We start from the raw sequence: 21,782 nt of genomic DNA, 5'->3' as shown, positions 1-21,782 counted from the left end.
CTGCCGACCCACCGGAAGGACCCATGGACGCACCGGCCCTGCCCACGCTCGGCTCCCTGCGCTGGGAGCCCGCGCTCGACCACCTCGACCTCGTCGCCCCCGTGACCGCGGACGCCCTGCGCCGCTGGGCCGACGTCGACCCGGACGTCGCCGCCCTCGTCGCCGTGACGGAGATCGACCCCGACCTCGCGGACACCGCGACCCTCAACGAGACGTTCGCGCTGCCCGTCGAGGCGTCGGCGAACTGCGTCGTCGTCGGCGGGTCGCGCGCGGGCGACGAGCGGATCGCCGCCGCCGTGGTCCGCGCGCACACGCGCGCGGACGTCAACACGCGCGTCCGCAAGCTCCTCGACGTGCGCAAGGCGTCGTTCCTGCCCACCGACCGCGCGACGGCCGGGTCCGGCATGGAGTACGGCGGGATCACCCCGATCGGGCTGCCCGAGGCATGGCGCGTCCTCGTCGACGCGCGCGTCGTGGCCGACGGCGAGCTCGCGCTGATCGGCAGCGGGGTGCGCCGGTCGAAGCTGCTCCTGCCCGGCGCGCTGCTGGGCCGCCTGCCGGGTGTCGAGGTGGTCGACGACCTCGCCGTCCCGGTCGGCTGACCTGCCGCACCGGTCCGCCCGCTACGGACGCCGAGGGCCCCGCCGGACGATCCCGGCGGGGCCCTCGCACGTCAGGACGGCCTCAGCTCTCGGCGCGGCCCTGGCGCCAGTACCCCATGAACGCGACGGCCCGGCGGTCGACGCCCAGCTCGGCGACGAGGTGGCGGCGCAGCGTCTTGATGACGCTCGCCTCGCCCGCGAGCCACGCGTACAGGACGGTCTCGTCCTCGAGCAGGGCCGGGACCTCCCACAGGATGGACGCGTCGACGTCGACGTCCTCGAGCGACTCCGCGGTCGCGCACTGCGTCGGCGGGTCCGTGCCCAGCACTCCGGCGGCGAGGATGCGCTCGGCGGCCTCCTTGACGGCGGGCACGAGCAGAGCGCCGTGCCCGGCGTGCGTGCGGCCGCCGGGCCCTGCCCCGGTCACGTCGTCCACCACGGCGTCGGTCTCCGTCGCGGCGTCGCGCGCGAGGAACGTCACGCGCACGCCGGGCGGCGCGACGAGCTCGCGCGCGTCCTGCGCGTGCGGAACCTCCACGTACACCTCGCCCCACGCGTCGGCGGGCAGGTCCTCGCAGATCGCGGCGATCGCGGGCAGCGCGGTCTCGTCGCCCGCGAGCAGGAGCGCGTGGGCCCTCGTCGGCGGGTGGAACTCGATGCCGCCGGTCGGGCCGTCGAACCGGGCGTCCGGGCCGAGCAGCACGAGCGGCGTGCCGACCTCGGCGTGCAGCGCCCATCGCGACGCCGGTCCGGCGTCCCCGTGGAGCACGACGTCGACGTCGACCTCGCCCGCCTCGGGGCGCACGGCGACGGTCGTGTAGGTGCGGAACGGGTTGCGCCGCTCCTCGGGCTGGGCGCGCCACGCGGCGTACCACTCGTCGGAGCGCACGAGGTGCTCGTAACCGCCGTCCGGGGCGGGCAGGACGAACTTGATCCGTACGTCGCGGCCCGGGTCGGCGAAGTGCGCGAGCTCGGGGCCGGTGAACGTGAAGCGGCGGAAGCTCGGCGTGACCTGCTCGATCCGAGCGACCTCGACGTCGAAGAACTGCCACGGGCTCGTGGCCCGCGCGGCGGCCCGTGCAGCGGGGCGGCGACGGGCGGCGGTCCGGGGCGTCTCGACGGTCTGGCTCACACAGGTGAGGCTAACCTACGCGGTGCCACCCGGGTCAACCCGTCCGGGCTCCGGACGACCACCGGACCCGGTGATCCGCGTCACGCGCCCCGGCCCCGGCTGCGCCAGAGCAGGTAGACGAAGTACGGCGCCCCGAGCAGCGCGGTGCCGAGGCCCGCCGGGATCTGCTCGGGAGCGATGACGACGCGCCCGAGCGTGTCCGCGACGGACACGAGGAGCGCGCCGAGGAGCATCGCGACAGGGACGACCCGCGCGTGCCGGGCGCCCACGAGCGCCCGCGCCGCGTGCGGGGCGACGAGCCCCACGAACGCGAGCGCGCCGATGGCGCACACGGCCGCGGCGGTGAGCAGGGCGGCGGCACCGAGCAGGAGCAGCCGCGTGCGGTCGAGCGCGACGCCGAGGACGCGCGGCGTGTCGTCGTCGAGCGCGACGACGTCGAGGTCGCGGCGGTACACGGCGGCGAGCGGCGTGATGACGAGGAGCGCGAGCGCGACCGGGAGGAGCTGCTCGAGCGTGCGCCCGTACGTCGAGCCCGAGAGCCACGTGAGCGCGAGGTTGACGTCCCACGGCGCGACGACGACGACGAGCAGCGTGATGACGGCCATGACGCCGGCCTGGGCGCCGATGCCGATGAGCACGAGCCGGTCCGAGCTCAGCCCGCCGCGGTACGACAGCCCGTAGACGAGGCCGAACACCGCGAAGGCCCCGGCCGCCGCGGCGGCCGACATCGGCCAGATGCCGACGCCCGGGACGAGGAGGATCATCGTCACGGCCCCGAGCCCGGCGCCCGAGGTCACGCCGAGCAGGCTGGGCTCGGCGAGCGGGTTGCGGCACACGGCCTGCACGATCGTGCCGGCGAGCGCGAGCGCCGCGCCGGCGAGCAGGGCGGCGAGCACGCGCGGGAAGCGCTGGTCGAGCACGAACGTCACGTGCCGTCCCGCGACGCCGTCCCACCAGTTCGCGACGTCGCCGAGCAGCACGACCCGATCCCCGAGCAGGAGCCCGGCGACGGCCGCCGCGGCGACCGCGAGGGACAGCACGACGACGACCGCGAGCACTGCGCGGCGCGAGCGCGGCCGGCTCAGCGCGCCGTGCGCGCCGCGCGCCCCGGACGCGGAGTCGCGCAGCCGCCGCGCGAGCCAGACGAGCAGGACGGCGCCGAGGACGGTGGTGACGACGCCCGTGGGCACCGCGATGGACAGCGTGCTCGGGAGCAGGAGGCGCAGCAGGACGTCCGCGCCGAGGACGACGACCACGCCGACGACGGCCGCGAACGGCAGGAGCAGCACGTGCCGCCCGAGCCCGGGGACGCGGCGCGCGACGAGCCGCGCGACGACGGGGGCGGCGAGCCCGACGAACCCGACAGGGCCGGCGACGCTCACCGCGATCGCGGCGAGCAGCACGGCGACGAGGACGGCGACGACGCGCGTGCGGCGCACGTCGACACCGAGGACGGTCGCGGCGTCGTCACCGAGGCCGAGGAGGTCGAGGCGCCGCGACAGGACGAGGGCGGCGAGCACGCCGACGACGACGACCGGTGTCGCCATCGCGACGGTGCGGGTGCCCGACTGCACGATGGACCCGCTCCCCCACGCGAACAGGCCCGTCGTCTCCTGCTCGAAGAGCACGAGCAGGACCATCGTCAGCGAGTGCAGCGCGAGCATGATCGCGGACCCGGCGAGCACGAGGCGGGTCGGCCCGTCGGCACCGCCGCGCGCGAGCACGAGCACGAGACCGGCCGCGGCGAGCCCACCGAGGAACGCCAGCCCGCCCTGGAGGTAGAACGGGATCGAGAGGCCGAACGCGGCGACGACCACGACCGTGAGGTACGCGCCGGCGTTCACCGCGAGCGTGTCCGGGGACGCGAGCGGGTTGCGCGCGACCGACTGCAGCACGGTGCCCGCGACGCCGAGCGCGACGCCCAGCAGCAGGCCCGCGAGGAGCCGCGGCACGCGCGAGGCCACGAGGACGGCGACGGTCTGGTCGACACCGTCCCCGCCGGTGGCCAGGCGGACCAGGTCGAGCGGTCCGACGTCGGCCGTGCCCTGCGTGAGGTGCACGGCGGCGAGGAGGGCCGCGACCACGAGCGCGACGACGAACGCCCCCGCGATCCCGAGCCGGGACGACGGCACGCGTGCCGCCGCCGTCCCGGTGGGGGTGCCGCCGGGGGTGCCGCGGCCGGCGCTCTCGGCCGTCGGCACGACGGCCGGGGCCGGGTCCTCCAGGAGGAGGGTGTCCGGCTCCGCCGTCGTGTGCTCTCGCCTGGTCACGGTCGGGGGGAGGTCAGGCGGTCAGCGCGTCGACGACCGCGTCGGCGTACGCGGAGGCCGACAGCGGGCCGCCGAACATCCAGATGCCGTCGGGCAGGCGGTGGACGTCGCCGGAGACGACGAACGGGAGCTGCTCCCACACGGCGTTGCCCTCCAGGCCGTCGGTGAACGGGTTGGGCTCCGACTCGCTCGCCACGTAGAGGAACTGCACGTCCCCGAGCTGCGTGAGGCCCTCGACGTCGGTCTGCGCGAGACCGTAGTCGGGGTCGCCGCCCTCGGTCCAGGCGTTGACGAGACCGAGCTCCTCGCCGATCGCGCCGAAGAACGAGCCGGGCGTGTACATGCGGACGGACACGGACCCGTTGGTGATCCAGCCGTCGGCCATGGCGAACTCGGCCCCGGCGAGGCCGGCCTCGTCGAGCGCCGCCGTGGCGTCCTCGATCGCCGCGTCGTAGTCCTCGAGAGCCGCGGTCGCCTCGTCCTCGCGGCCCGTGACGGTGGCCAGCGTCTCGACCGTGGACCGCATGTAGCCGATCGGGTCCTCGCCGTCGGAGCCGCGCAGCGCGAGCACCGGGGCGACCTCCTCGATCTGCGCGATGACGTTCTCCGGCAGGTCCGTCGTCGTGACGACGAGGTCGGGCTCGAGCGCCGAGATGGCGTCCAGGCTGGGCTCGCCCCGCGTGCCGACGTCGGGCGTGCCCGCGTCGATCGGCGCGACCGTGTCCCACGTGTTGTAGCCCTCGACGTCGGCCTGGCCGACGGGCTCGACGCCGAGCGCGACGAGGTTCTCCGTGAGCCCCCACTCGAGGGAGACGACGTCCGTCGCGGGGGCGTCGAGCGTGTGCTCGCCGCGCTCGTCGGTGTAGGTGACGGGGCCCGCCGTGGCCGCGGTCTCGGCGGTGTCCCTGCTGTCCGACGACGCGTCGGCGGCCGGGTCCTCCGTCGTGCCGCACGCGGCGAGGGCGAACGTCGCGGCGAGCGCGAGCGCGCCCGCGGCGAGGGATCGGGTTCGGGTCGAGCGCATGGGTGTCCTCACAGGTTCGGGCTGGGTGCCGGGCGCGACGGTGCGGCAGGAGGCCGCGCGGGACCCGGGCGTGGCGGGATGGGGGTCGTGGGGAGGGTCGTCAGGCGAGCACGGCGGCACCGACCCGGGCGGCGTGCCGCCCGAGCGGCTCGCAGCACGTGCGGCCCGTGAGCGGGTGGGTGTAGACGTCGACGTGGATGCCGTACACCTCGGTGAGGAGCTCCGAGGTGAGCACCGCGTCGGCGGGACCCGCCGCGCGCACCACCCCGTGGTGGAGCAGGACCACGTGGTCGGCCACGGAGGCCGCCTGGTTGAGGTCGTGCAGGACGACGCCGACCGCGACGCCGTGCTCGGCGGCCAGGTCGCGCACGAGGTCGAGCAGCTCGACCTGGTAGCGCAGGTCGAGGTACGTCGTGGGCTCGTCGAGCAGGAGCACGCCGGTGTCCTGGGCGAGGCACGTCGCGAGCCACACGCGCTGCAGCTCGCCGCCGGACAGCTCGTCGACGCCGCGGTCGGCCATCGCGGCGACCCCCGTCACCTCCATCGCGTGCGCGATCGCGCGCGGGCCGTCGGGGTCGTTCGCGCGGAACCGGCCGCGGTAGGGGTGACGGCCGTAGGCGACGACGTCGCGCACGCACACGCCCGACGGCGTGGGCCGGCTCTGGGACAGGAGCGTCACGCGCCGTGCGAAGTCCTTGGGGTGCAGCGCGAGGGCGTCGGTCGCGTCGTCGAGCGTGACGGAGCCGGTGTCGGGGCGGTGCAGCCGGGCCAGCGAGCGCAGCAGGGTGCTCTTGCCCGACCCGTTCGGCCCGATGAGCGCCGTGACCTCGCCGGGGACCAGGTCGAGCCCGGCGCCGTGGACGACCGTCCGGGCGTCGTAGGACAGGTGCAGGTCGTGCCCGGACAGCGCCGCGGCGCCGGGCCGGAGGCGGGTCGGGGTCTCGACTGAGGGTGCACTCACATAGGTGAGGCTAATCTACGTCGGCGGTTCTGGGCCAGCGCCTGGCGGTGCGACCGTCGTCACGCTCGTCGGGTGCCGGACTCCTGCTGGTGGCTCGACGGCGGGTGGTCCTCGTCGGCGGCGTGCGCGCGGGTCGGCGACGCGACGTGCTCGCCGCCGAGCGCGACCTGCACGACGAGCGCGCGGTGGTCCGACAGGCCCGTGTCGACGGCGACCGCCGGAGCCGTGGCGCGGACCGCCCCGTGGGCCAGCACGTGGTCGAGCTGGCGCGCCGGCGTGCCGACCGGGAACGTCGGGGCGCTCGCCAGCGGCTGCCAGCCGCTCGTGCGGGCGGCCTGCGGCGCGTCGATGTTGAGGTCGCCCATGAGCACGACGGGCTCCCCGGCCGGCGCGTCCTCGGCGAGCGAGCGCGTGAGCCGCACCAGCTGGGTGAGGTTGCGCCCGGGCACGAAGGTCAGGTGCGCGCACACGACGGTGAGCGGCCCGGCGGGTGCGTCGACGCGGGCGACGAGCGCGGCGCGCGGCTCGTCGCGCACGAGCGTGGGCACGCGGCTGCCGGGGAAGCGCACCGGGACGCGCGTGCGCGGCGGCGGCATGACGACGGTGCGCCAGGCACTGACCGGGTACCTGCTCACGACGGCGATCCCGTACGCCGCCTGGCCCGGCTGCTGCTCGCCCGTCGGCGCGGACCACACGCCCGGCTCCCCGACGAGCGTCGCGACGAACCGGTGGTCGACCGCTCCCGCGGCCTCGGCGGCGACCGCCGTCAGGTCGGCGCCGTGGGACCGCGGCTGGTCGCGGTCGACCTCCTGGAGCGCGAGGACGTCGGCGTCGAGCGCACGGACGGCGCCGGCGAACCGGTCGAGGTCGACCCGGTCGTCGACGGTCGACCGCCCGTGGAGGATGTTGAACGTCGCGAGGCGCATCGTCTCGATTCTGGGCGCGCGGGCGGGACGGCGCACCCGCAGCCGGTCGACGCGCGGTCCCGTGCGTCGTGACGTGCCGGCGGGCGTCCCGTGGTGTAGACCCTGGGGCATGGTGGACGACAGAGAGGCCCTGCACGACGGCCTGCGCATGACGGCGGCCGCGCTCGCCGAGGCCGGGATCCCGCACGCGCTCGTCGGCGGGTACGCCGCGTGGGCTCGCGGCGCGCCCGAGCCGAGCCACGACGCCGACTTCGCGATCCGCGAGGTCGACGTGGACCGGGCGCGCGAGGTGCTGGCCGAGGCGGGGCTCGAGATCACGGAGCCGACGGAGAACTGGCTCTTCAAGGCGTACCACCACGGCGAGCTCGTCGACGTGCTCTACCGCATGGTCGGCGAGCCGATCGACGACGACCTGCTGGCGCGCACCGACGAGCTCGAGGTGCTCGCGGTCCGCATGCCCGTGCTCTCGGCGACGGAGATCATGGCGTCGAAGCTGCGCGTCATCGGCGAGCACTTCTGCGACTTCTCGCGCCTGCTGCCCGTCGCCCGTGCGATGCGCGAGCAGATCGCGTGGCCCGAGGTGCGCGAGCGCGTCGACGACAACCCGTACGCCCGCGCGTTCCTCTTCCTCCTCGACGAGCTCGGTGTCGTCGACAAGGCGGACATGCGTGACCCGGCCGCGGGGCGCGAGGGGGCCTCCGGCCCCGCCTCGGGAGACCCGTCGAGCCACGTGGAGTGATCGGGGGGCGCTCGGCGCGCGAGCGGGCGCGAACCTGGTCAGGGTGGGGACGTACCGCCCGACAACGCCAGGAGGTATCACGATGAGCAACGTCACCCAGTCGATCGACGTCAGCGTCCCCGTCCGCACCGCCTACGACCAGTGGACGCAGTTCGAGGAGTTCCCCCGCTTCATGGAGGGCGTGGAGGAGATCCGGCAGATCGACGCGACGCACACGCACTGGAGGACGAAGATCGGCGGCGTGGAGCGCGAGTTCGACGCCGAGATCACCGAGCAGCACCCCGACGAGCGCGTCGCGTGGAACAGCACGTCGGGCCCCGACCACGCCGGCGTCGTGACGTTCCACCGCCTGAGCGACGCGGAGACGCGCGTGACGGTCCAGCTCGACTGGTCGCCCGAGGGCGTCGTGGAGAAGGCCGGCGACCTGCTGCAGCTCGACGAGCGCCGCGTCAAGGGCGACCTCGCGCGGTTCAAGGAGTTCATCGAGTCGCGCGGCGTCGAGACCGGCGCGTGGCGCGGTGACGTCAGCTGACGCACGCACGGCACGCACGACGACGGAGCGGGTCCGGGATCTCCCCGGGCCCGCTCCGTCGCGCCGGCGACCTCCGGCGGCCGTGCGCACCGGCCGCACGTGTCCCATGCTGAGGCCCATGCCCGCTCGCGCGTCGTCCTCGGTCCCGGTGGAGGACGAGACCGACGTGCGGTTCACCGTCGGCGACCTCACGGCCGTCGCGCACGTGAGCGGTGCCGTCTCCCCAGCGCTCGTCGTCGTCCTCGTGCACGGGCTGGGTTCCTCCGCGCGCGCCTTCCGTCCGGTCGTCGACGAGATCGCACGCCGCGACGACCTCCGCGCGGCCGTCCATGCCGTCGACCTCCCCGGGTACGGCGCCTCGCCGCGCACCGGTCGCGACGTCCCGCTCGAGGAGCACGCGACGCTCGTCGCCACGTACGTCCGCGACCACGCCCTGGCTGCGTCGCCCGACGGCGTCCCCGCGCCCCCGGTCGTGCTCGTGGGCCACTCGATGGGTGGGCAGGTCGTCGGCCAGGCGATGGCCGACCACCCTCGCGAGGCCCCCGCCGGGGTGCTCGTCGGACCGACTGCGGACCGTCACGCCCGCACCGCGCCGCACCACGCCCTGCGCCTCCTGCGCGACGGGTTCGGCGAGCGGCCCCGAGCGCTCGGCACGCTCGCCGTCGACTACGTGCTGCGCTGCACCCTGGCGTACTACGCGCGCCAGACGCGGCGCATGCTCGCTCACCACCTCGAGGAGGTCGTGCCGCGCGTGCCGGGACGTGTCGTCGTGCTGCGCGGCAGGGCCGACCCGATCGCGCCGCACCGCTGGGCCCGCGAGCTCGCGGACGCCGCGCCGCACGGCGAGCTGCGCGAGGTGGCCGGACGTCACCACGCCATGGACTCCGACCCGGGCGCGATCGTCGACGCGGTCGTCCACGCGGCGAAGGAGGTGCGGTGAGCGCGAGGATCTCCACCCGTGCGCGGCACCTGGCCGACTGGGCCGCGGACTACGTCTACGCGGGCACCCGCCAGCTCGAGCACGGGCTGCGCCCGCGCCGACCGGTGCCCGCCGGTGCGGGCGACCGGGCTCCGGTCCTGCTCCTGCCCGGCGTGTACGAGACGTGGCAGTTCCTCGCGCCCGTGGCCGGCCCGCTCGCGGCGGCGGGCCACCCGGTGCACGTCGTGCCGGACCTGCGGTACAACCGCGCACCCGTCGCGGCGGGCGCCGGGCTCGCCGCGGCGTACCTCGAGGAGGCCGACCTGCGCGGCGCGGTCCTCGTCGCGCACAGCAAGGGCGGCCTCATCGGCAAGCGCGTCATGCTCTCCCCCGCCGGCGGCCGCGTCGCCGGGATGGTCGCGGTCGCGACGCCGTTCCGCGGTTCGCGCTGGGCCCGCTACCTCGTCGGTCGCACGCTGCGCGCGTTCTCCCCGACCGACACCGAGCTCCTCGCCCTGGTGGCGGAGCGTGCCGTCGACGCGCGCATCACCGCCGTCTACCCGCGGTTCGACCCGCACATCCCCGAGACCGGCGCGCTGCCCGGCGCGACGAACATCGAGCTGCCGCTGTCGGGTCACTTCAAGCCGCTCGGCGACCCGCGCCTCGTCGAGGTCGTCGTGCGCGAGGTCGAGCGCCTCGCGGAGGCCGTCGCGCCTCGCCCCGAACCATGAGGCCGCGCCTCACGACGACCCGGGCCGCTCGAGGCGGCGCCCCACGCCAGCGTCCGCTCGCGTCACCATCGCCAGGAACACGACCGCGGACACCACGTGCGCCAGCGTCGCCGCGTCCGCCTCCCCCACGTGGCCGCCGTGACGCAGCACGTCGGCGACCGCGTGCTCGGTCCGGTCCACGATGGCGAGCGCCTCACGGTGGTCCGGCTCGTCCGGGTCGCCGAACACATCTCGCGCAGGGAGGTCCGGCCGTTCTCGACCTGGGTGCGGTTGCACTCGACGACGGGGCGGACGAGCGCGAGGACCGCGTCGAGCACCTCGGGAGCGTCCGCTGCGGTCTCGATGCCGCGAGCCAGGGCCTCGGCGTAGGACGCGTTCTGCGCGAGGAGCAGCAGATCCCCCTTGCTCCGCGCGTAGAGGAACAGGGTGCCGGCGCCGACGTCGGCTCGGTCTTGACCGAGCGCATTCACTGTTGAGTGCTCTTCGACATCCGTGTCAGGAAGCCCGTCCGCCGACACCCGCGCCGCCCGTGTCACGGGCCTCGTGCTCACGGGTGGCGGCCCAGGAGGCGAGGAGCTTGAGGCTGTCGTCGGAGGGTGAGCCGGGCAGAGCGGTGTAGACGTTGAGCTGGAGTCCGGTGTCGGCGGGCAGCACGAGCGCTTCGTAGTCGAGCTCGAGCGTGCCGACGACCGGGTGGTGGAAGACCTTGGTGCCGGTGCGGTGCAGGCGTACGTCGTGCGCGGCCCACAGGCGGCGGAAGTCCTCGCTGCGGGTGGACAGCTCGCCGACCAGCGCGGTGAGCGCCTTGTCGTACGGGTTGCGCCCGGCCTCGGCACGCAGGATCGCGACGGCGTCGTGCCCGATCCGCTCGTACCGCTCGCCCCAGAACGCCTGGGCCGCGACGGGGTCGAGGAACTGGAACCGGGCGGTGTTCACGGGCTTGTTGACGATCCGCTCGGGCGAGTCGTAGAGCGGTGCGTACAGCGCGCGCCCGAGCGGGTTCGCGCCGAGCACGTCGAGGCGCCCGTTGCGTACGAACGCGGGCGCGCCGTCCATCGCGTCGAGGATCCGCTGGACCGCCGGGCGCAGGACGGGTGCGGGGGTGCGCTTCGCGCGCGAACGCGCTGCCCCGGACTGGTTCGCCGCGCGCGCGAGGTCGAACAGGTGGCCGTGCTCGGCCTCGTCGAGCTGCAGAGCCTGGGCGAGGGCCTCGAGGATCTCCTCGGAGACGCCGGCGAGGTTGCCGCGCTCGAGGCGGGTGTAGTAGTCGACGCTCACGCCGGCGAGCATCGCGACCTCTTCGCGACGCAGCCCGGGCACGCGGCGGTTGCCGCCGTAGGCGGGCAGGCCGGCGCGCTCGGGCGTGATGCGTGCCCGGCGGCTGGCGAGGAACTCGCGGGTCTCGGCCTTCAGGTCCATGCCTTCGACGGTACGACCGCGTCCCGGCACGTGGGAGGTTCTGCTGGTACCCGGCACACGGGGATCTCCCTCATCGCCGCGTTCCGTCGTCTGCTGGTGGCCATGACCACCGCTCCTCCCACCGCGCGCCTCGCCGCGCCACGCACGTCGCCCCGTTCGGGCACGACCGCGATCCTCGCGATCATCCTGGTCGGGTACTTCATGGTGATCCTGGACAACTCGATCGTCATCACCGGGCTGCCGCACATCCGGGCAGAGCTCGGGCTGTCCGAGGCGGGCGTGGCCTGGGTGCAGGACGCCTACCTGCTCACGTTCGGTGGTCTGCTGCTGCTCGGCGCCCGGGCCGGTGACATCCTCGGACGCCGCCAGATGTTCGTGGCCGGACTCACACTGTTCACCCTGGCCTCGGTCGGGGTCGGGCTGGCCCCGACCGGTTCCTGGCTCGTCGGCGCCCGAGCACTGCAGGGCGTGGGCGCGGCGGTGCTCGCGCCCTCGACCCTGGCGCTGCTCACGGCGAGCTTCCCGGAAGGCCCTGAGCGCACCCGCGCCACCACGGCCTACGGCGCCGTGGCCGGGATCGGCGCGAGCGTCGGCCTGGTCGCCGGTGGTCTGCTCGCCGACCTCGTGTCCTGGCGCGCGGGCTTCCTCGTCAACCTGCCCATCGGCGTCGTCATGCTGCTCGCCGGTCTGAAGGTGCTGCCGCGCACCGCCCGCACGCCGGGTCGTCTCGACGTCCGGGGAGCCCTGCTCGCCACCGCTGGGCCCGCCGCGCTCGTGTACGGGTTCGTGCACGCTGCCGAGGACGGGTGGACCTCCCCGGTGACTCTCACCGCCATCGGTGCCGGAGCCCTGCTCCTGGTCGGGCTCGTCGCTGTCGAACGCACGGCCCGCCAGCCGGTGATGCCCCTGACGCTCTTCACGAGCCGAGAACGCGTCGGGGCCTACGCCGCCCGCATGCTGTTCATCGGCGCGATGATGGGCTTCTTCCTCCTCACGAGCCAGTATCTGCAGGACGAGCGCGGGTTCTCCGCCCTGGCCGCCGGGCTCGCCTTCTTTCCCATGACGGTCGTGAACTTCGTCGTCGCCCTCGCCGTGCCGCGCCTGCAACGGCGCACCAGCGGTCCGCTGCTGCTCGTCGCCGGGCTCGTGCTCGCCACGGCCGGGATGGCCTGGCTCGCCGCCGTCGACGCCACCACCTCCTACGCGCTGGGCGTCGCCCTGCCCATGGCGTTGATCGGCGCCGGCCAGGGTTTGGCGTTCGGGCCCCTCACCGCGTCGGGCATCGCCGGGGTCGAACCGGCGCAGGCCGGCGCCGCGTCGGGCGTCGTGAACTCGGTGCACCAGCTCGGCGGCGCCCTGGGCATGAGCCTCGTGCTCGCGGTGTCGAGCTCGTACGGCGGGGCGATGCTCGCCGGCACGGTGCTGCTCGGCGGGGCGCTGGTCGCGGCCGTGGCCCTGGTCCTGCCGACCGTGAGCCGGACCAGGCACCGGCCAGCGGGGTACCAGCAGGGCCTGCCTCATCCGAGCGACCCCTCCTAGCGTGGAAGGCATGACGACGAACGCGATCCCCACCCTGACTCTGAACAACGGCGTCACGATGCCCGCCCTCGGGTACGGCGTCTTCCAGACCCCGCCGCAGGAGACCGTCGACGCGGTCACCGAGGCGCTGCGCACCGGCTACCGCCACATCGACACCGCCGCCGCCTACGGCAACGAGCGCGAGGTCGGCCGCGCGATCGCCCAGTCCGGCCTCGACCGCGACGAGATCTTCGTCGAGACCAAGATCTGGATCAGCGACTACGGCGACGACTCCACCCTGCACGCGTTCGACAAGTCCGCCGGCAAGCTCGGCGTCGAGACGATCGACCTCCTGATCCTGCACCAGCCGCTGCCCAGCCGGTTCGACCTGACGATCGAGGCCTACCAGGCCCTCGAGACGCTGCTCGCCGACGGCAAGGTCCGCGCGATCGGCGTCAGCAACTTCATGCCCGAGCACCTGGACCGGCTCCTGGCCGAGACGTCCGTGGTGCCCGCGGTCAACCAGATCGAGGTCCACCCGTACTTCCGCCAGCCCGAGCTCCTGGCCGCGGACGCGCAGCACGGCATCGTGTCGCAGGCGTGGTCGCCGATCGGCGGCATCACGTTCTACCCCGGCTACGGGGAGGACCGCCGCAGCACGCTCGACGACCCGACCATCGGGCGGATCGCGACCTCCCACGGCAGGACAACGGCGCAGGTGATGCTCCGCTGGCACTTGCAGCAGGGCCGCTCCGCGATCCCCAAGTCCGTCACCCCGTCGCGCATCGCCGAGAACTTCGCCGTCACCGACTTCGAGCTCACCGACGACGACCTCGCCGCGATCGACGCCCTGGACACCGGCTCGCGCGGGGGCCCGGACCCCGCCGACATCACGCTCGAGAACTTCGGCATGGACATCCCCGAAGCCTGACCCCCCGTCCCCCTACCCGCAGATCCCGACCTGAGAGGCCACCGCTTCATGCGAGCAACGTTCATGTACGGCGCCGGCGACGTCCGCACCGAGACCGTCCCCGACCCCTCCATCCAGCGGCCCACCGACGCGATCGTGCGCGTCGTGCGGGCCTGCGTGTGCGGGTCCGACCTGCACCCCTACCACTCGATGCCCACCTCCCAGCAGGGCAACCCCATGGGTCACGAGCTCATCGGCGTCGTCGAGGAGACCGGCAGCGCGGTGCAGAACGTGACGAAGGGCGACTTCGTCATCGCCCCGTTCGCGTTCTCCGACAACACGTGCGTGTTCTGCCGCGAGGGATTCCAGACCTCGTGCGTCCACGGCGGCTGGTACGGCTCCCCCGAGACCGGCGGCCTGCAGGCCGAGCTCGCCCGCATCCCGCTGGCCGACGGCAGCCTCGTCGTCGTGCCCGACCTCGACCCGGCCACCACCGACGAGGGCATGCTGAACTCGCTGCTCACCCTGTCCGACGTCTACCTCACCGGATTCCACGCCGCGCACATGGCACAGGTCGAGGCCGGCCAGATCGTCACCGTGATCGGTGACGGCGCCGTCGGGCTGTCCGCCGTCCTCGCCGCCAAGCAGCTCGGCGCCGAGCGCATCATCCTCATGGGCCACCACACCGCACGCACCGACCTGGGCCGTGAGTTCGGCGCGACCGACGTCGTCGCCGAGCGCGGCGCGCAGGGCGTGGCCCGGGTCATGGACCTGACCGGCGGCGAGGGCTCGCACGCCGTGCTCGAGGCCGTCGGCCACATGCCCGCCTACGAGCAGGCCTACGGCGTCGTACGCCCCGGCGGGATCATCTCCCGCGTCGGCGTCCCCCAGTACGAGGACGCACCCGTCGGGTTCGGCTCTCTCTTCGGCAAGAACGCACGCCTTGCCGGCGGCCCGGCACCCGTGCGCGCCTATCAGGAGGCCGCGATCACCCAGGTCCTCACCGGGGAGATCGACCCCGGCAAGGTGTTCGACGCCACCCTCCCGCTCGAGGACGTCGCCGAGGCCTACCGGCTCATGGACTCGCGCGAGTCCCTCAAGGTCGCCCTGCGGCCCTGACACCACCAGGGGGTGGGCGCACCGGGCGCCCACCCTCTGCCGTTCCGTACGACCCGAACCGACAGGAGACATCCCATGGCTGACTGGACACCCGCCGACCTGGCCGCGATCGACCGCGACGGCGAGCTGCGAGTCGCGGCACACCGCCTCGACGGGACGCTGCGTACGCCGCGCACCGTGTGGCACGTCGTCGTCGACGGCGCCCTGTACGTCCGCTCCGTCCGCGGGCAGGACGGCGCCTGGTACCGCGGTGTGCGGCAGACCTCCACCGGAGCCGTCGACTCCGGTGGCGTACACGCCGAGGTCACGTTCACGCGCGACGACACCCGAGACGACGCGATCGACACCGCTTACCACGCCAAGTACGGCGACGGCTCGGCCGTCCAGGCCATCACCGCGCCCACCGCGCGCACCACCACGCTGCGCATCGACCCCCGCTGACCCCGAGCGACCAGGGTGCACCGCCCCGGCGCGTCCGCACACCCCGCGCGACGTAGCGTCATCACCGTCGTCGGACCGCAGGCGCAGCGGCAGGCGCCCGCCGCGCCGACAGCGGGGGCGGTCATCCCATCTGCACCTGGAACCGGCCGGAGAGGATGGAGGCGATGACGCCCCCATCGATGAGCAGGTCGGTGCCGGTGACGAATGCTCCGTCGGGGCCGAGCAGGAAGGCGGCGGCCGCGGCGACCTCGTCAGGCGACCCGACGCGCCCCGCGGCCGAGGTCCGGACCATCTCCTGGTACGCCTCGCCGGCGGGGCCGTTGAACTCGTCGAGGGCCAGAGGCGTCATGATGATGCCGGGGCTCAGGGAGTTGAGGCGGGCGCTCCGGTCGCCCCACCCGACGCTGGAGGCCTGGACCCGCAGCACGTTCGCGCGCTTGGCCAGGGCATAGGCGAACCCGGAGCTCGGCACGGCGTCCGCCTGCAGCATCGGCAGGTCGGTGAGGTCGCCCGCGGGCGTGCGGGACAGCGCCTCGTTCTGGTCGGCGGGCAGCGGCGGGATCATGTGCCCGGCCTGGCTGGCGATGACGATGCCGGACCCTCCCGGGGCGACCACGCGTCCGAACGCTTCCAGGACGTGAGCCGTACCGACGAGGTCGACGGCGATGATCGCCTGCGGGCTCGCCTGCGCCGGTGACAGGCCGGCGGTGTGGATGACGCGCGAGACGGCGCCGAGCGCGGCGGCCTGCTCGGCGAGAGCGCTGACGGACGCACCGTCGGAGACGTCGACGTGACCGGTGGTCACCCGGTAGCCGGCACCCTCGAGGTTGCGCGCCGCCGCAGCGGCGTTGTCGTCGTCGACGTCGGCCACCAGGACGGTGCGGCCGGCGGCGACCCGACGGACGATCGCCTGGCCGATGGCACCGGCGCCGATGACGACGACGACCTCGGTGGCGGGGGTGGATGTAGCTGGTACGGACATGACGCGCTCCTCGGTGTGGGTGTCCCGCACGGTGCGGGGACATCGGTCAGTACGTGGTGGCGGCGGAGCGGAGGACCGTCCATCGGCCGACACGGTGGGCGTAGCGGGTGGTCGACTCCAGCGGCCAGGTCGCGCGCGTTCGCCAGATGGTCGCAGTCACGAGGTTGCGGGTGACGAGCACGGCGGAGCCTTCGGCGACCCGAAGCTCGCTCGACTCCCTCTCGACGTGGTGGTAAGCCATCGCTCCGGACGAGACCTGGGCCAACCAGTCCGCGCGGCTCTGCTCCTGGCCGGTGATGTGCACCGCGACGAAGTCCGGGGAGAGGAGCCGCTCGAGCGCGCCCACGTCTCGTCGGACGAGCCCGTCGAGCAGCTCGCGGTCGGCCGCCAGGATCGCGCGCCGGTCGGCGCTGTCGTCGTGCGTCGAGGTCATGGTGCGATCTCCAGGTTCGTGTGGCCGGTCAGGGGTACGTCGGCTCGTCGCCCAGCCAATCAGCCGCGCGCAGGCCGAGGTAGTGACGGCTCTTGCAGGTAACGCCAGTACCTGCCTCAGGCCCGGGGACCGGACGTAGCGTGGCAGCATGGCGATCAGAGACGAGGTGCACGACTTTCTCCGAACCCGGCGTGCCCGCCTGTCCCCGGAGATGGTCGGGATGCCCGCAGGAGGCGGTCGACGGCGCGTGCCCGGACTACGGCGTGAGGAGATCGCCCTCCTCGCGGGGATGAGCGTGGACTACTACAACCGGTTCGAGCGGGGGAACGTCGCCGGGGCCTCCGAGCCCGTCCTGGACGCGCTGGCCCGCGCCCTTCGGCTCGACGCCGCCGAGCGCCAGCACCTGTTCGACCTCGCGCGCGCCGCTAGTGCCGGCGCTGGTCCGCGGCGGCGCAGGGCACCGGTGAAGCTCCCGCAGGGCGTGCAGCACCTGCTCGACGCCATGACCGGGGTCCCCGCGTTCGTCCGCAACGGGCGCCTCGACATCCTGGCGATGAACGACCTCTCCCGCGAGCTCTACCACCCCGGCGGGGTGACGCCCCCCGCCGCGGAGAACTTCGCGCGGTACCTCTTCCTCGACCCCGCAGCCCGCACCGCGCTCGAGCGGTGGGAGGACATGGCCGAGGACTCGGTCGCCATCCTGCGCCAAGAGGCCGGGCGCGCCCCGCACAGCCGAGAGCTCGCCGACCTCGTCGGTGAGCTCTCCGTCGGCAGCGACGACTTCCGGCGCATGTGGGCCGTGCACGACGTGCGCTTCCATCACAGCGGGGTCAAGCAGTTCCACCACCCGGATGTCGGGGACCTCGAGCTGTCCTTCCAGGCGCTGGAGCTCTCCGGTCTCGACGGCCTGACGCTCATCGCGTACTACGCCGAGCCCGGCACACCCGCGCACGACGCGCTCGCCCTGCTCACGGCGATCAGTGCGACGCACCGCCACGAGCCGTCGGACGCCAGCACTCCGGCCGGTCTCACCGCAGGTGCACGCGCTGACTCTGAGTAGGGCGATCGACTCGGTCGACCCGTGCAGGCGCCGATGATCGAGCGCAGGGTCACGATTCCTGCAGGCGACACGGCGAGAAGGTGGCACCCATGATCGGTCTCGAGCTCGTCGTGATCCTCGGCGCGGTGATCCTCGCGTGCGGGGTCCTGTCGCGCCGCACCGGCATCGCCGGGCCCGTCCTGCTCCTGGTCGCGGGGATCGTCCTCGGCTTCGCCCCCGCCCTGCGCGACGTGCACCTTCCCCCCGAGCTCATGCTCCTGGTCTTCCTCCCGATGCTCCTGTACTGGGAGGCCCTGACCACCTCCCTGCGCGAGATCCGCGCGACGTTCCGCGGCGTCGTGCTCACCAGCACCCTGCTCGTCGTGGCCACGGCGGCTGCCGTCGCCACCGTCGCCCACGCACTCGGCATGCCGTGGGGACCCGCCTGGGTCCTCGGTGCGGCGCTCGCCCCCACCGATGCGACCGCCGTCGGCGCCCTCGCCCGCTCCCTGCCCCGCCGTGACGTCACCGTGCTGCGGGCGGAGAGTCTCGTCAACGACGGCACCGCGCTCGTGCTGTACGGCGTCGCGGTCGGCGTGACCGTCGGCGACGAGACCCTCGCCGTCGGGCACATCGCCGGCCTCGTCGCCGTGTCCTACCTCGGCGGCATCGCGATCGGGGCAGTCGTCGCCGCGATCGCCGCTCTGGCCCGTCACCGCATCCGCGACACGCTGCTCAGCAACGTGCTGGTGATCCTCATCCCGTTCACCGCCTATCTCCTGGCCGAGCTCGTCGAGGCCTCCGGAGTCCTCGCGGTCGTCGTGGCGGGGCTCGTCATGAGCCAGGTGGGCCCCCGCGTCGGGACCGCGGCCGCGCGCCAGCAGAGCACTGCGTTCTGGACCCTCGCGACGTACCTCGTCAACGGCTCGCTCTTCGTGCTCGTCGGCCTCGAGGCCCACGCCTCCGTCCGCGCGCTCGACACCGACGAGCTGAGGACCGGCCTCCTCGGCGTGGCGCTGATCGTCCTCACCCTCGTCATCGTCCGGTTCACCTTCCTCGTGGCCTCCGCCTACACGATCCGCGCGCTCGACCGGCGGCCGTCGCAGCGCCTGCGCCGGGTCACCCACCGTGCGCGCATGGTGTCCACCGTGGCCGGCTTCCGAGGAGCCGTCTCCCTCGCCGTCGCACTCTCGGTACCCACCTCTCTCGGCTCCGGCGCACCGTTCCCGGACCGCGACCTCATCGTCTTCATCACCGCCGGCGTCGTCGCCACGACCCTCGTCGTCCAAGGACTGCTCCTGGCACCCGTCGTCCGCTGGGCTCACCTGCCCGACGACGACGGCGTCGTCCGCGAACGCCACCTCGCCGAGACGACCGCCACCGAGGAAGCGCTCCGGTCGCTGCCCGAGGTCGCGTCCGAGCTCGGCACCGACCCCACGATCGTCGACCGGCTGCGCGGAGAGTACGAGGAGCACCTCGCCGTCCTCCGCGCGCGCGCCGACGACGCCCCGCCTCACGACCTCACCGTCCGGCTCGACGACGAGTACACGGAACTCAGGCTCAGCCTCCTCGCGCGCAAGCGCGACACCGTCATCCGGCTGCGCGACCGGCGCGAGATCGACGACACCGTCCTGCGCCAGGTGCAGGCCCGGCTGGACACCGAGGAGCTCCGGCTCACCCGGACGACGACGACCGAGTAGCCGGCGGACCCACCGCCGGCTACTACGGGCCGGCGCCCTCCTGGCCCGCGATCCAGGCCGCTACGCGCGCGTCGCCCAGAACGCCACCGCCGACGCCGCCGCGACGTTGAGGGAGTCCACTCCCCCGGCCATCGGGATCGTCACGACCTGGTCGGCCGCCTCGACCGCGCCGCGCGACAGCCCGTCACCCTCCGTCCCGAGGACGAGCGCGAGGCGCTCCGGCGCGTCGGCGACGAGCTCGTCCAGGCTCACCGCGTCGTCGGACAGCGCGAGCGCCGCGACCGTGAACCCGTCCTCCTGCAGCGCCGCCAGGCCGCCGGGCCAGGACTCGAACCGCGTCCACGGCACCTGGAACACCGTGCCCATGCTCACGCGCACCGACCGGCGGTACAGCGGGTCCGCGCACCGCGGCGAGACGAGCACGGCGTCGACGCCGAGCGCGGCCGCCGAGCGGAAGATCGCGCCCACGTTGGTGTGGTCCACGACGTCCTCGAGCACGGCCACGCGCCGGGCCCCCGCGCCGCCGCGGGCGCCGGCGACGAGCTCGTGGACGCTCGGCAGCGGCGGCCGGTGCATGGCGGCGAGCGCACCGCGGTGCAGGTGGAACCCCGTGATCGCCTCGAGCACGTCGGGTTCGCCGACGAACACCGGGACGGGTTCGCCCGTGCCGCCCGGGGCGTCGTCGACGGGGAACCTCGCGGCGAGCGCCTCGATGTCCTCCGCCAGGTCAGCCAGCCAGCGCTCCGCCATGAGGAACGACCGCGGCCGGTGCCCCGCGGCGAGCGCCCGGCGGATGACGGTCGAGCTCTCGGCGATGTAGATCCCCTTCTCGGGCTCGTGCTTCGCGCGCAGCGCCACGTCGGTGAGGCTCGTGTAGTCGGCGAGCCGCTCGTCGGCGGGGTCGGTGACGCGGACGACGTGCAGGCTCTCGGGGGTCACGACGTCGATTGTCCCCGATCACGCGGCGCCGACCGGCACGGTGCCCACCGGCGGCGCGACCCGCGCACCGGTCGGCGGGGGCGGCGGCGCCCCGAGCCGGCCGAGCACCGTGTCGAGGGCGAGGTGGTACGCCCACGCACGGGGGTAGCCGCTGTGCGCGGCGACGGTGAACAGGTAGGCCCCGCGGTCGACCTCGTCCGCGCCGCGGTCCACGGGGTTCGTGCCGTAGGACACGACGGGGAAGCCGAGGACGTCGGTGCGCCGCCACAGGTTGACCCACGCGGGCTGCCGCTCGCGGTGCCGCAGGAGCCGGACGAGCGTGGGGGTCGCGGGGTCGAGCGGCGCGGAGCCCGGCCCGGCGCACGCGCGGGACCACGCCGCGTCGGCCGCGCGGCGCTCGGCGGTGGCGGCCTCCCCGTGGAGCCGCGCGGCACGGTAGGCCCGCTCCGTCGCGTCGGCCTCGAGGCCGAGCGCCCGCCGTCGCGTCGCGACCGCCCCCGCCACGACGTCCTCCGCCGCCTCCAGCGGCACCCTGGCCGCCTCGAGCGCCGCCGTCGCGGCGACGACCTCTGCCCGCAGCAGCTCGACGCGGCCGCCGGTCAGCCCGCGCGCCGTCGCCGCGCGCAGCCGGCGCTCGGCCTGCCGCAGCTCGGCGTCCCGCGCGACGGCCGTCCGGCGGAGCGCGTCGTGGGCGTCGAGCGCGATCCCGGCCGCGCTCCCGGCCCGCGCCCCGGGGCTCTGGAGCCGGACGGCCTCGCGCAGCGCGACCCGGGGGTCCGTGCTCTGCCGGCGCCAGGGGTCCCCGCGCCACGCCGGTCCGCCGCAGGGCGGCGTCCCGAGCACCTGCGGGCCGAGCAGGGACGGGAAGAACCTCCCGAAGTACGGACGGAGCTGGACCCCGTAGGTGAGGAGCCCGAGCCGCCCGTCGCCGTCCGCCCGGAGCGGGGGTGCGACGTCGTCCGTGCGCGGAGCCGGGTTGCCCGCCCGACCGAGCACGACGGCGACGGCCATGACGGCGCCGAGCGAGTGCGCCGAGAGGACGACGCGGCGGCGTGGTGCGGCTCCCGCTCGTCGAGGTGCCGGCAGGTCCTCGGCGTCGAGCCACGACTCCACGCGCGCCGCCACCTCGGGGACGGTGCGCTCCGCGTAGCAGGGCGGGCCGAAGGGGTGCGCGCTGCGCGGCAGGAAGCACATGAGGGCCCACAGCAGCCCCCACGGCCGGGAGAACCCCTCCGCCCCCGCGGCGACGAAGCCGGCCACGAGCCCCAGGGCCAGCGCCCCCACGGCGGGCACCGCGACGGCTGCCGGCTGGTCCTGGTCCCAGCTCCCAGACCCCCGCCACCGACTCCCCCGTCCGCCCGAGCAGGATCGTCACGACGAGCGTGCACCACGACGCGAGGGCCAGGACCCCGACGGCGTTCTCCGCCCGGTGCGTGACCGCGGCGA

The 21,782-nt window shown here is 74.5% G+C and carries 22 protein-coding genes; 11 read left to right on the top strand and 11 right to left on the bottom strand.

Annotated elements, in window-relative coordinates:
- The first annotated feature begins 23 nt into the window (after positions 1–23).
- Positions 24–602 (top strand): YbaK/EbsC family protein, encoded by a 579-nt coding sequence (locus tag ACWPWV_RS14660; protein WP_454043690.1) that lies wholly within the window; start codon positions 24–26, stop codon positions 600–602.
- Positions 603–684: 82 nt separating this feature from the next.
- On the opposite strand, the gene ACWPWV_RS14655 is transcribed toward ACWPWV_RS14660, so the two are convergent.
- The 5 genes from ACWPWV_RS14655 to ACWPWV_RS14635 form a co-directional block, all read right to left on the bottom strand.
- A complete protein-coding gene (locus ACWPWV_RS14655) occupies positions 685–1,734 on the bottom strand; it encodes a siderophore-interacting protein (protein ID WP_454043689.1) in 1,050 nt (349 codons plus the stop codon).
- An 80-nt stretch (positions 1,735–1,814) separates the two neighbouring features.
- Complete coding sequence (locus tag ACWPWV_RS14650) at positions 1,815–3,935, bottom strand: iron ABC transporter permease (protein ID WP_454044550.1); 2,121 nt, start codon at positions 3,933–3,935, stop codon at positions 1,815–1,817.
- An 82-nt stretch (positions 3,936–4,017) separates the two neighbouring features.
- Positions 4,018–5,028 (bottom strand): ABC transporter substrate-binding protein, encoded by a 1,011-nt coding sequence (locus ACWPWV_RS14645; protein WP_454043688.1) that lies wholly within the window; start codon positions 5,026–5,028, stop codon positions 4,018–4,020.
- 100 nt (positions 5,029–5,128) lie between these two features.
- Entirely contained in the window at positions 5,129–5,989 is an 861-nt protein-coding gene (locus ACWPWV_RS14640) for an ABC transporter ATP-binding protein (RefSeq protein WP_454043687.1), read from the bottom strand.
- 59 nt (positions 5,990–6,048) lie between these two features.
- A complete protein-coding gene (locus ACWPWV_RS14635) occupies positions 6,049–6,915 on the bottom strand; it encodes an endonuclease/exonuclease/phosphatase family protein (RefSeq protein WP_454043686.1) in 867 nt (288 codons plus the stop codon).
- Between the two features lie 109 nt (positions 6,916–7,024).
- On the opposite strand from ACWPWV_RS14635, the gene ACWPWV_RS14630 reads away from it, so the two are divergent.
- The 4 genes from ACWPWV_RS14630 to ACWPWV_RS14615 all read left to right on the top strand — a co-directional run bounded on the left by ACWPWV_RS14630 (position 7,025) and on the right by ACWPWV_RS14615 (position 9,836).
- Entirely contained in the window at positions 7,025–7,654 is a 630-nt protein-coding gene (locus tag ACWPWV_RS14630) for a nucleotidyltransferase family protein (RefSeq protein WP_454043685.1), read from the top strand.
- Between the two features lie 82 nt (positions 7,655–7,736).
- On the top strand, positions 7,737–8,186 hold the full coding sequence (locus ACWPWV_RS14625) for an SRPBCC family protein (protein WP_454043684.1): 450 nt from the start codon (positions 7,737–7,739) through the stop codon (positions 8,184–8,186).
- Between the two features lie 118 nt (positions 8,187–8,304).
- On the top strand, positions 8,305–9,126 hold the full coding sequence (locus ACWPWV_RS14620; protein WP_454043683.1) for an alpha/beta fold hydrolase: 822 nt from the start codon (positions 8,305–8,307) through the stop codon (positions 9,124–9,126).
- Positions 9,123–9,836 carry an esterase/lipase family protein gene (locus ACWPWV_RS14615; RefSeq protein ID WP_454043682.1) on the top strand — a complete coding sequence of 238 codons (714 nt, stop codon included), beginning with the start codon at positions 9,123–9,125 and terminating at the stop codon, positions 9,834–9,836. Before ACWPWV_RS14620 ends, ACWPWV_RS14615 begins: the two co-directional genes overlap by 4 nt.
- Before the next feature lie 9 nt (positions 9,837–9,845).
- Here ACWPWV_RS14615 and ACWPWV_RS14610 read toward each other — a convergent pair whose 3' ends face one another.
- Positions 9,846–10,064 (bottom strand): hypothetical protein, encoded by a 219-nt coding sequence (locus ACWPWV_RS14610; protein ID WP_454043681.1) that lies wholly within the window; start codon positions 10,062–10,064, stop codon positions 9,846–9,848.
- 267 nt (positions 10,065–10,331) lie between these two features.
- Positions 10,332–11,255 (bottom strand): helix-turn-helix transcriptional regulator, encoded by a 924-nt coding sequence (locus ACWPWV_RS14605; protein ID WP_454043680.1) that lies wholly within the window; start codon positions 11,253–11,255, stop codon positions 10,332–10,334.
- Between the two features lie 102 nt (positions 11,256–11,357).
- Between ACWPWV_RS14605 and ACWPWV_RS14600 the strand changes: the two genes are divergently transcribed.
- From ACWPWV_RS14600 to ACWPWV_RS14585, 4 genes are all read left to right on the top strand, one after another.
- Entirely contained in the window at positions 11,358–12,794 is a 1,437-nt protein-coding gene (locus tag ACWPWV_RS14600; RefSeq protein WP_454043679.1) for an MFS transporter, read from the top strand.
- Between the two features lie 10 nt (positions 12,795–12,804).
- Positions 12,805–13,704 carry an aldo/keto reductase gene (locus ACWPWV_RS14595; protein ID WP_454043678.1) on the top strand — a complete coding sequence of 300 codons (900 nt, stop codon included), beginning with the start codon at positions 12,805–12,807 and terminating at the stop codon, positions 13,702–13,704.
- 48 nt (positions 13,705–13,752) lie between these two features.
- Positions 13,753–14,802, top strand: a complete 1,050-nt coding sequence (locus ACWPWV_RS14590; RefSeq protein WP_454043677.1) for a zinc-binding dehydrogenase — start codon at positions 13,753–13,755, stop codon at positions 14,800–14,802.
- A gap of 75 nt (positions 14,803–14,877) precedes the next feature.
- Positions 14,878–15,243 (top strand): DUF2255 family protein, encoded by a 366-nt coding sequence (locus ACWPWV_RS14585; protein ID WP_454043676.1) that lies wholly within the window; start codon positions 14,878–14,880, stop codon positions 15,241–15,243.
- 121 nt (positions 15,244–15,364) lie between these two features.
- Here ACWPWV_RS14585 and ACWPWV_RS14580 read toward each other — a convergent pair whose 3' ends face one another.
- Positions 15,365–16,225 carry an SDR family oxidoreductase gene (locus ACWPWV_RS14580; RefSeq protein WP_454043675.1) on the bottom strand — a complete coding sequence of 287 codons (861 nt, stop codon included), beginning with the start codon at positions 16,223–16,225 and terminating at the stop codon, positions 15,365–15,367.
- Positions 16,226–16,271: 46 nt separating this feature from the next.
- Positions 16,272–16,658: a nuclear transport factor 2 family protein gene (locus ACWPWV_RS14575; protein ID WP_454043674.1), complete on the bottom strand. Its 387-nt coding sequence runs from the start codon at positions 16,656–16,658 to the stop codon at positions 16,272–16,274.
- A 148-nt stretch (positions 16,659–16,806) separates the two neighbouring features.
- On the opposite strand from ACWPWV_RS14575, the gene ACWPWV_RS14570 reads away from it, so the two are divergent.
- Together ACWPWV_RS14570 and ACWPWV_RS14565 are read left to right on the top strand one after the other, a co-directional pair.
- Positions 16,807–17,718 (top strand): helix-turn-helix transcriptional regulator, encoded by a 912-nt coding sequence (locus tag ACWPWV_RS14570; protein ID WP_454043673.1) that lies wholly within the window; start codon positions 16,807–16,809, stop codon positions 17,716–17,718.
- Between the two features lie 89 nt (positions 17,719–17,807).
- Positions 17,808–19,397, top strand: coding sequence for a Na+/H+ antiporter (locus tag ACWPWV_RS14565; RefSeq protein ID WP_454043672.1), 1,590 nt, complete (start codon positions 17,808–17,810; stop codon positions 19,395–19,397).
- Between the two features lie 60 nt (positions 19,398–19,457).
- On the opposite strand, the gene ACWPWV_RS14560 is transcribed toward ACWPWV_RS14565, so the two are convergent.
- Together ACWPWV_RS14560 and ACWPWV_RS14555 are read right to left on the bottom strand one after the other, a co-directional pair.
- Positions 19,458–20,336: a TrmH family RNA methyltransferase gene (locus tag ACWPWV_RS14560; RefSeq protein WP_454043671.1), complete on the bottom strand. Its 879-nt coding sequence runs from the start codon at positions 20,334–20,336 to the stop codon at positions 19,458–19,460.
- An 18-nt stretch (positions 20,337–20,354) separates the two neighbouring features.
- Positions 20,355–21,620 carry a hypothetical protein gene (locus ACWPWV_RS14555; RefSeq protein ID WP_454043670.1) on the bottom strand — a complete coding sequence of 422 codons (1,266 nt, stop codon included), beginning with the start codon at positions 21,618–21,620 and terminating at the stop codon, positions 20,355–20,357.
- Positions 21,621–21,782 lie beyond the last annotated feature (162 nt).

The organism is Cellulosimicrobium sp. Marseille-Q8652, assembly GCF_965112045.1.
The sequence above is the reverse complement of the archived record's forward strand: the minus strand, read 5'-3'. Positions and strand labels throughout refer to the sequence as shown.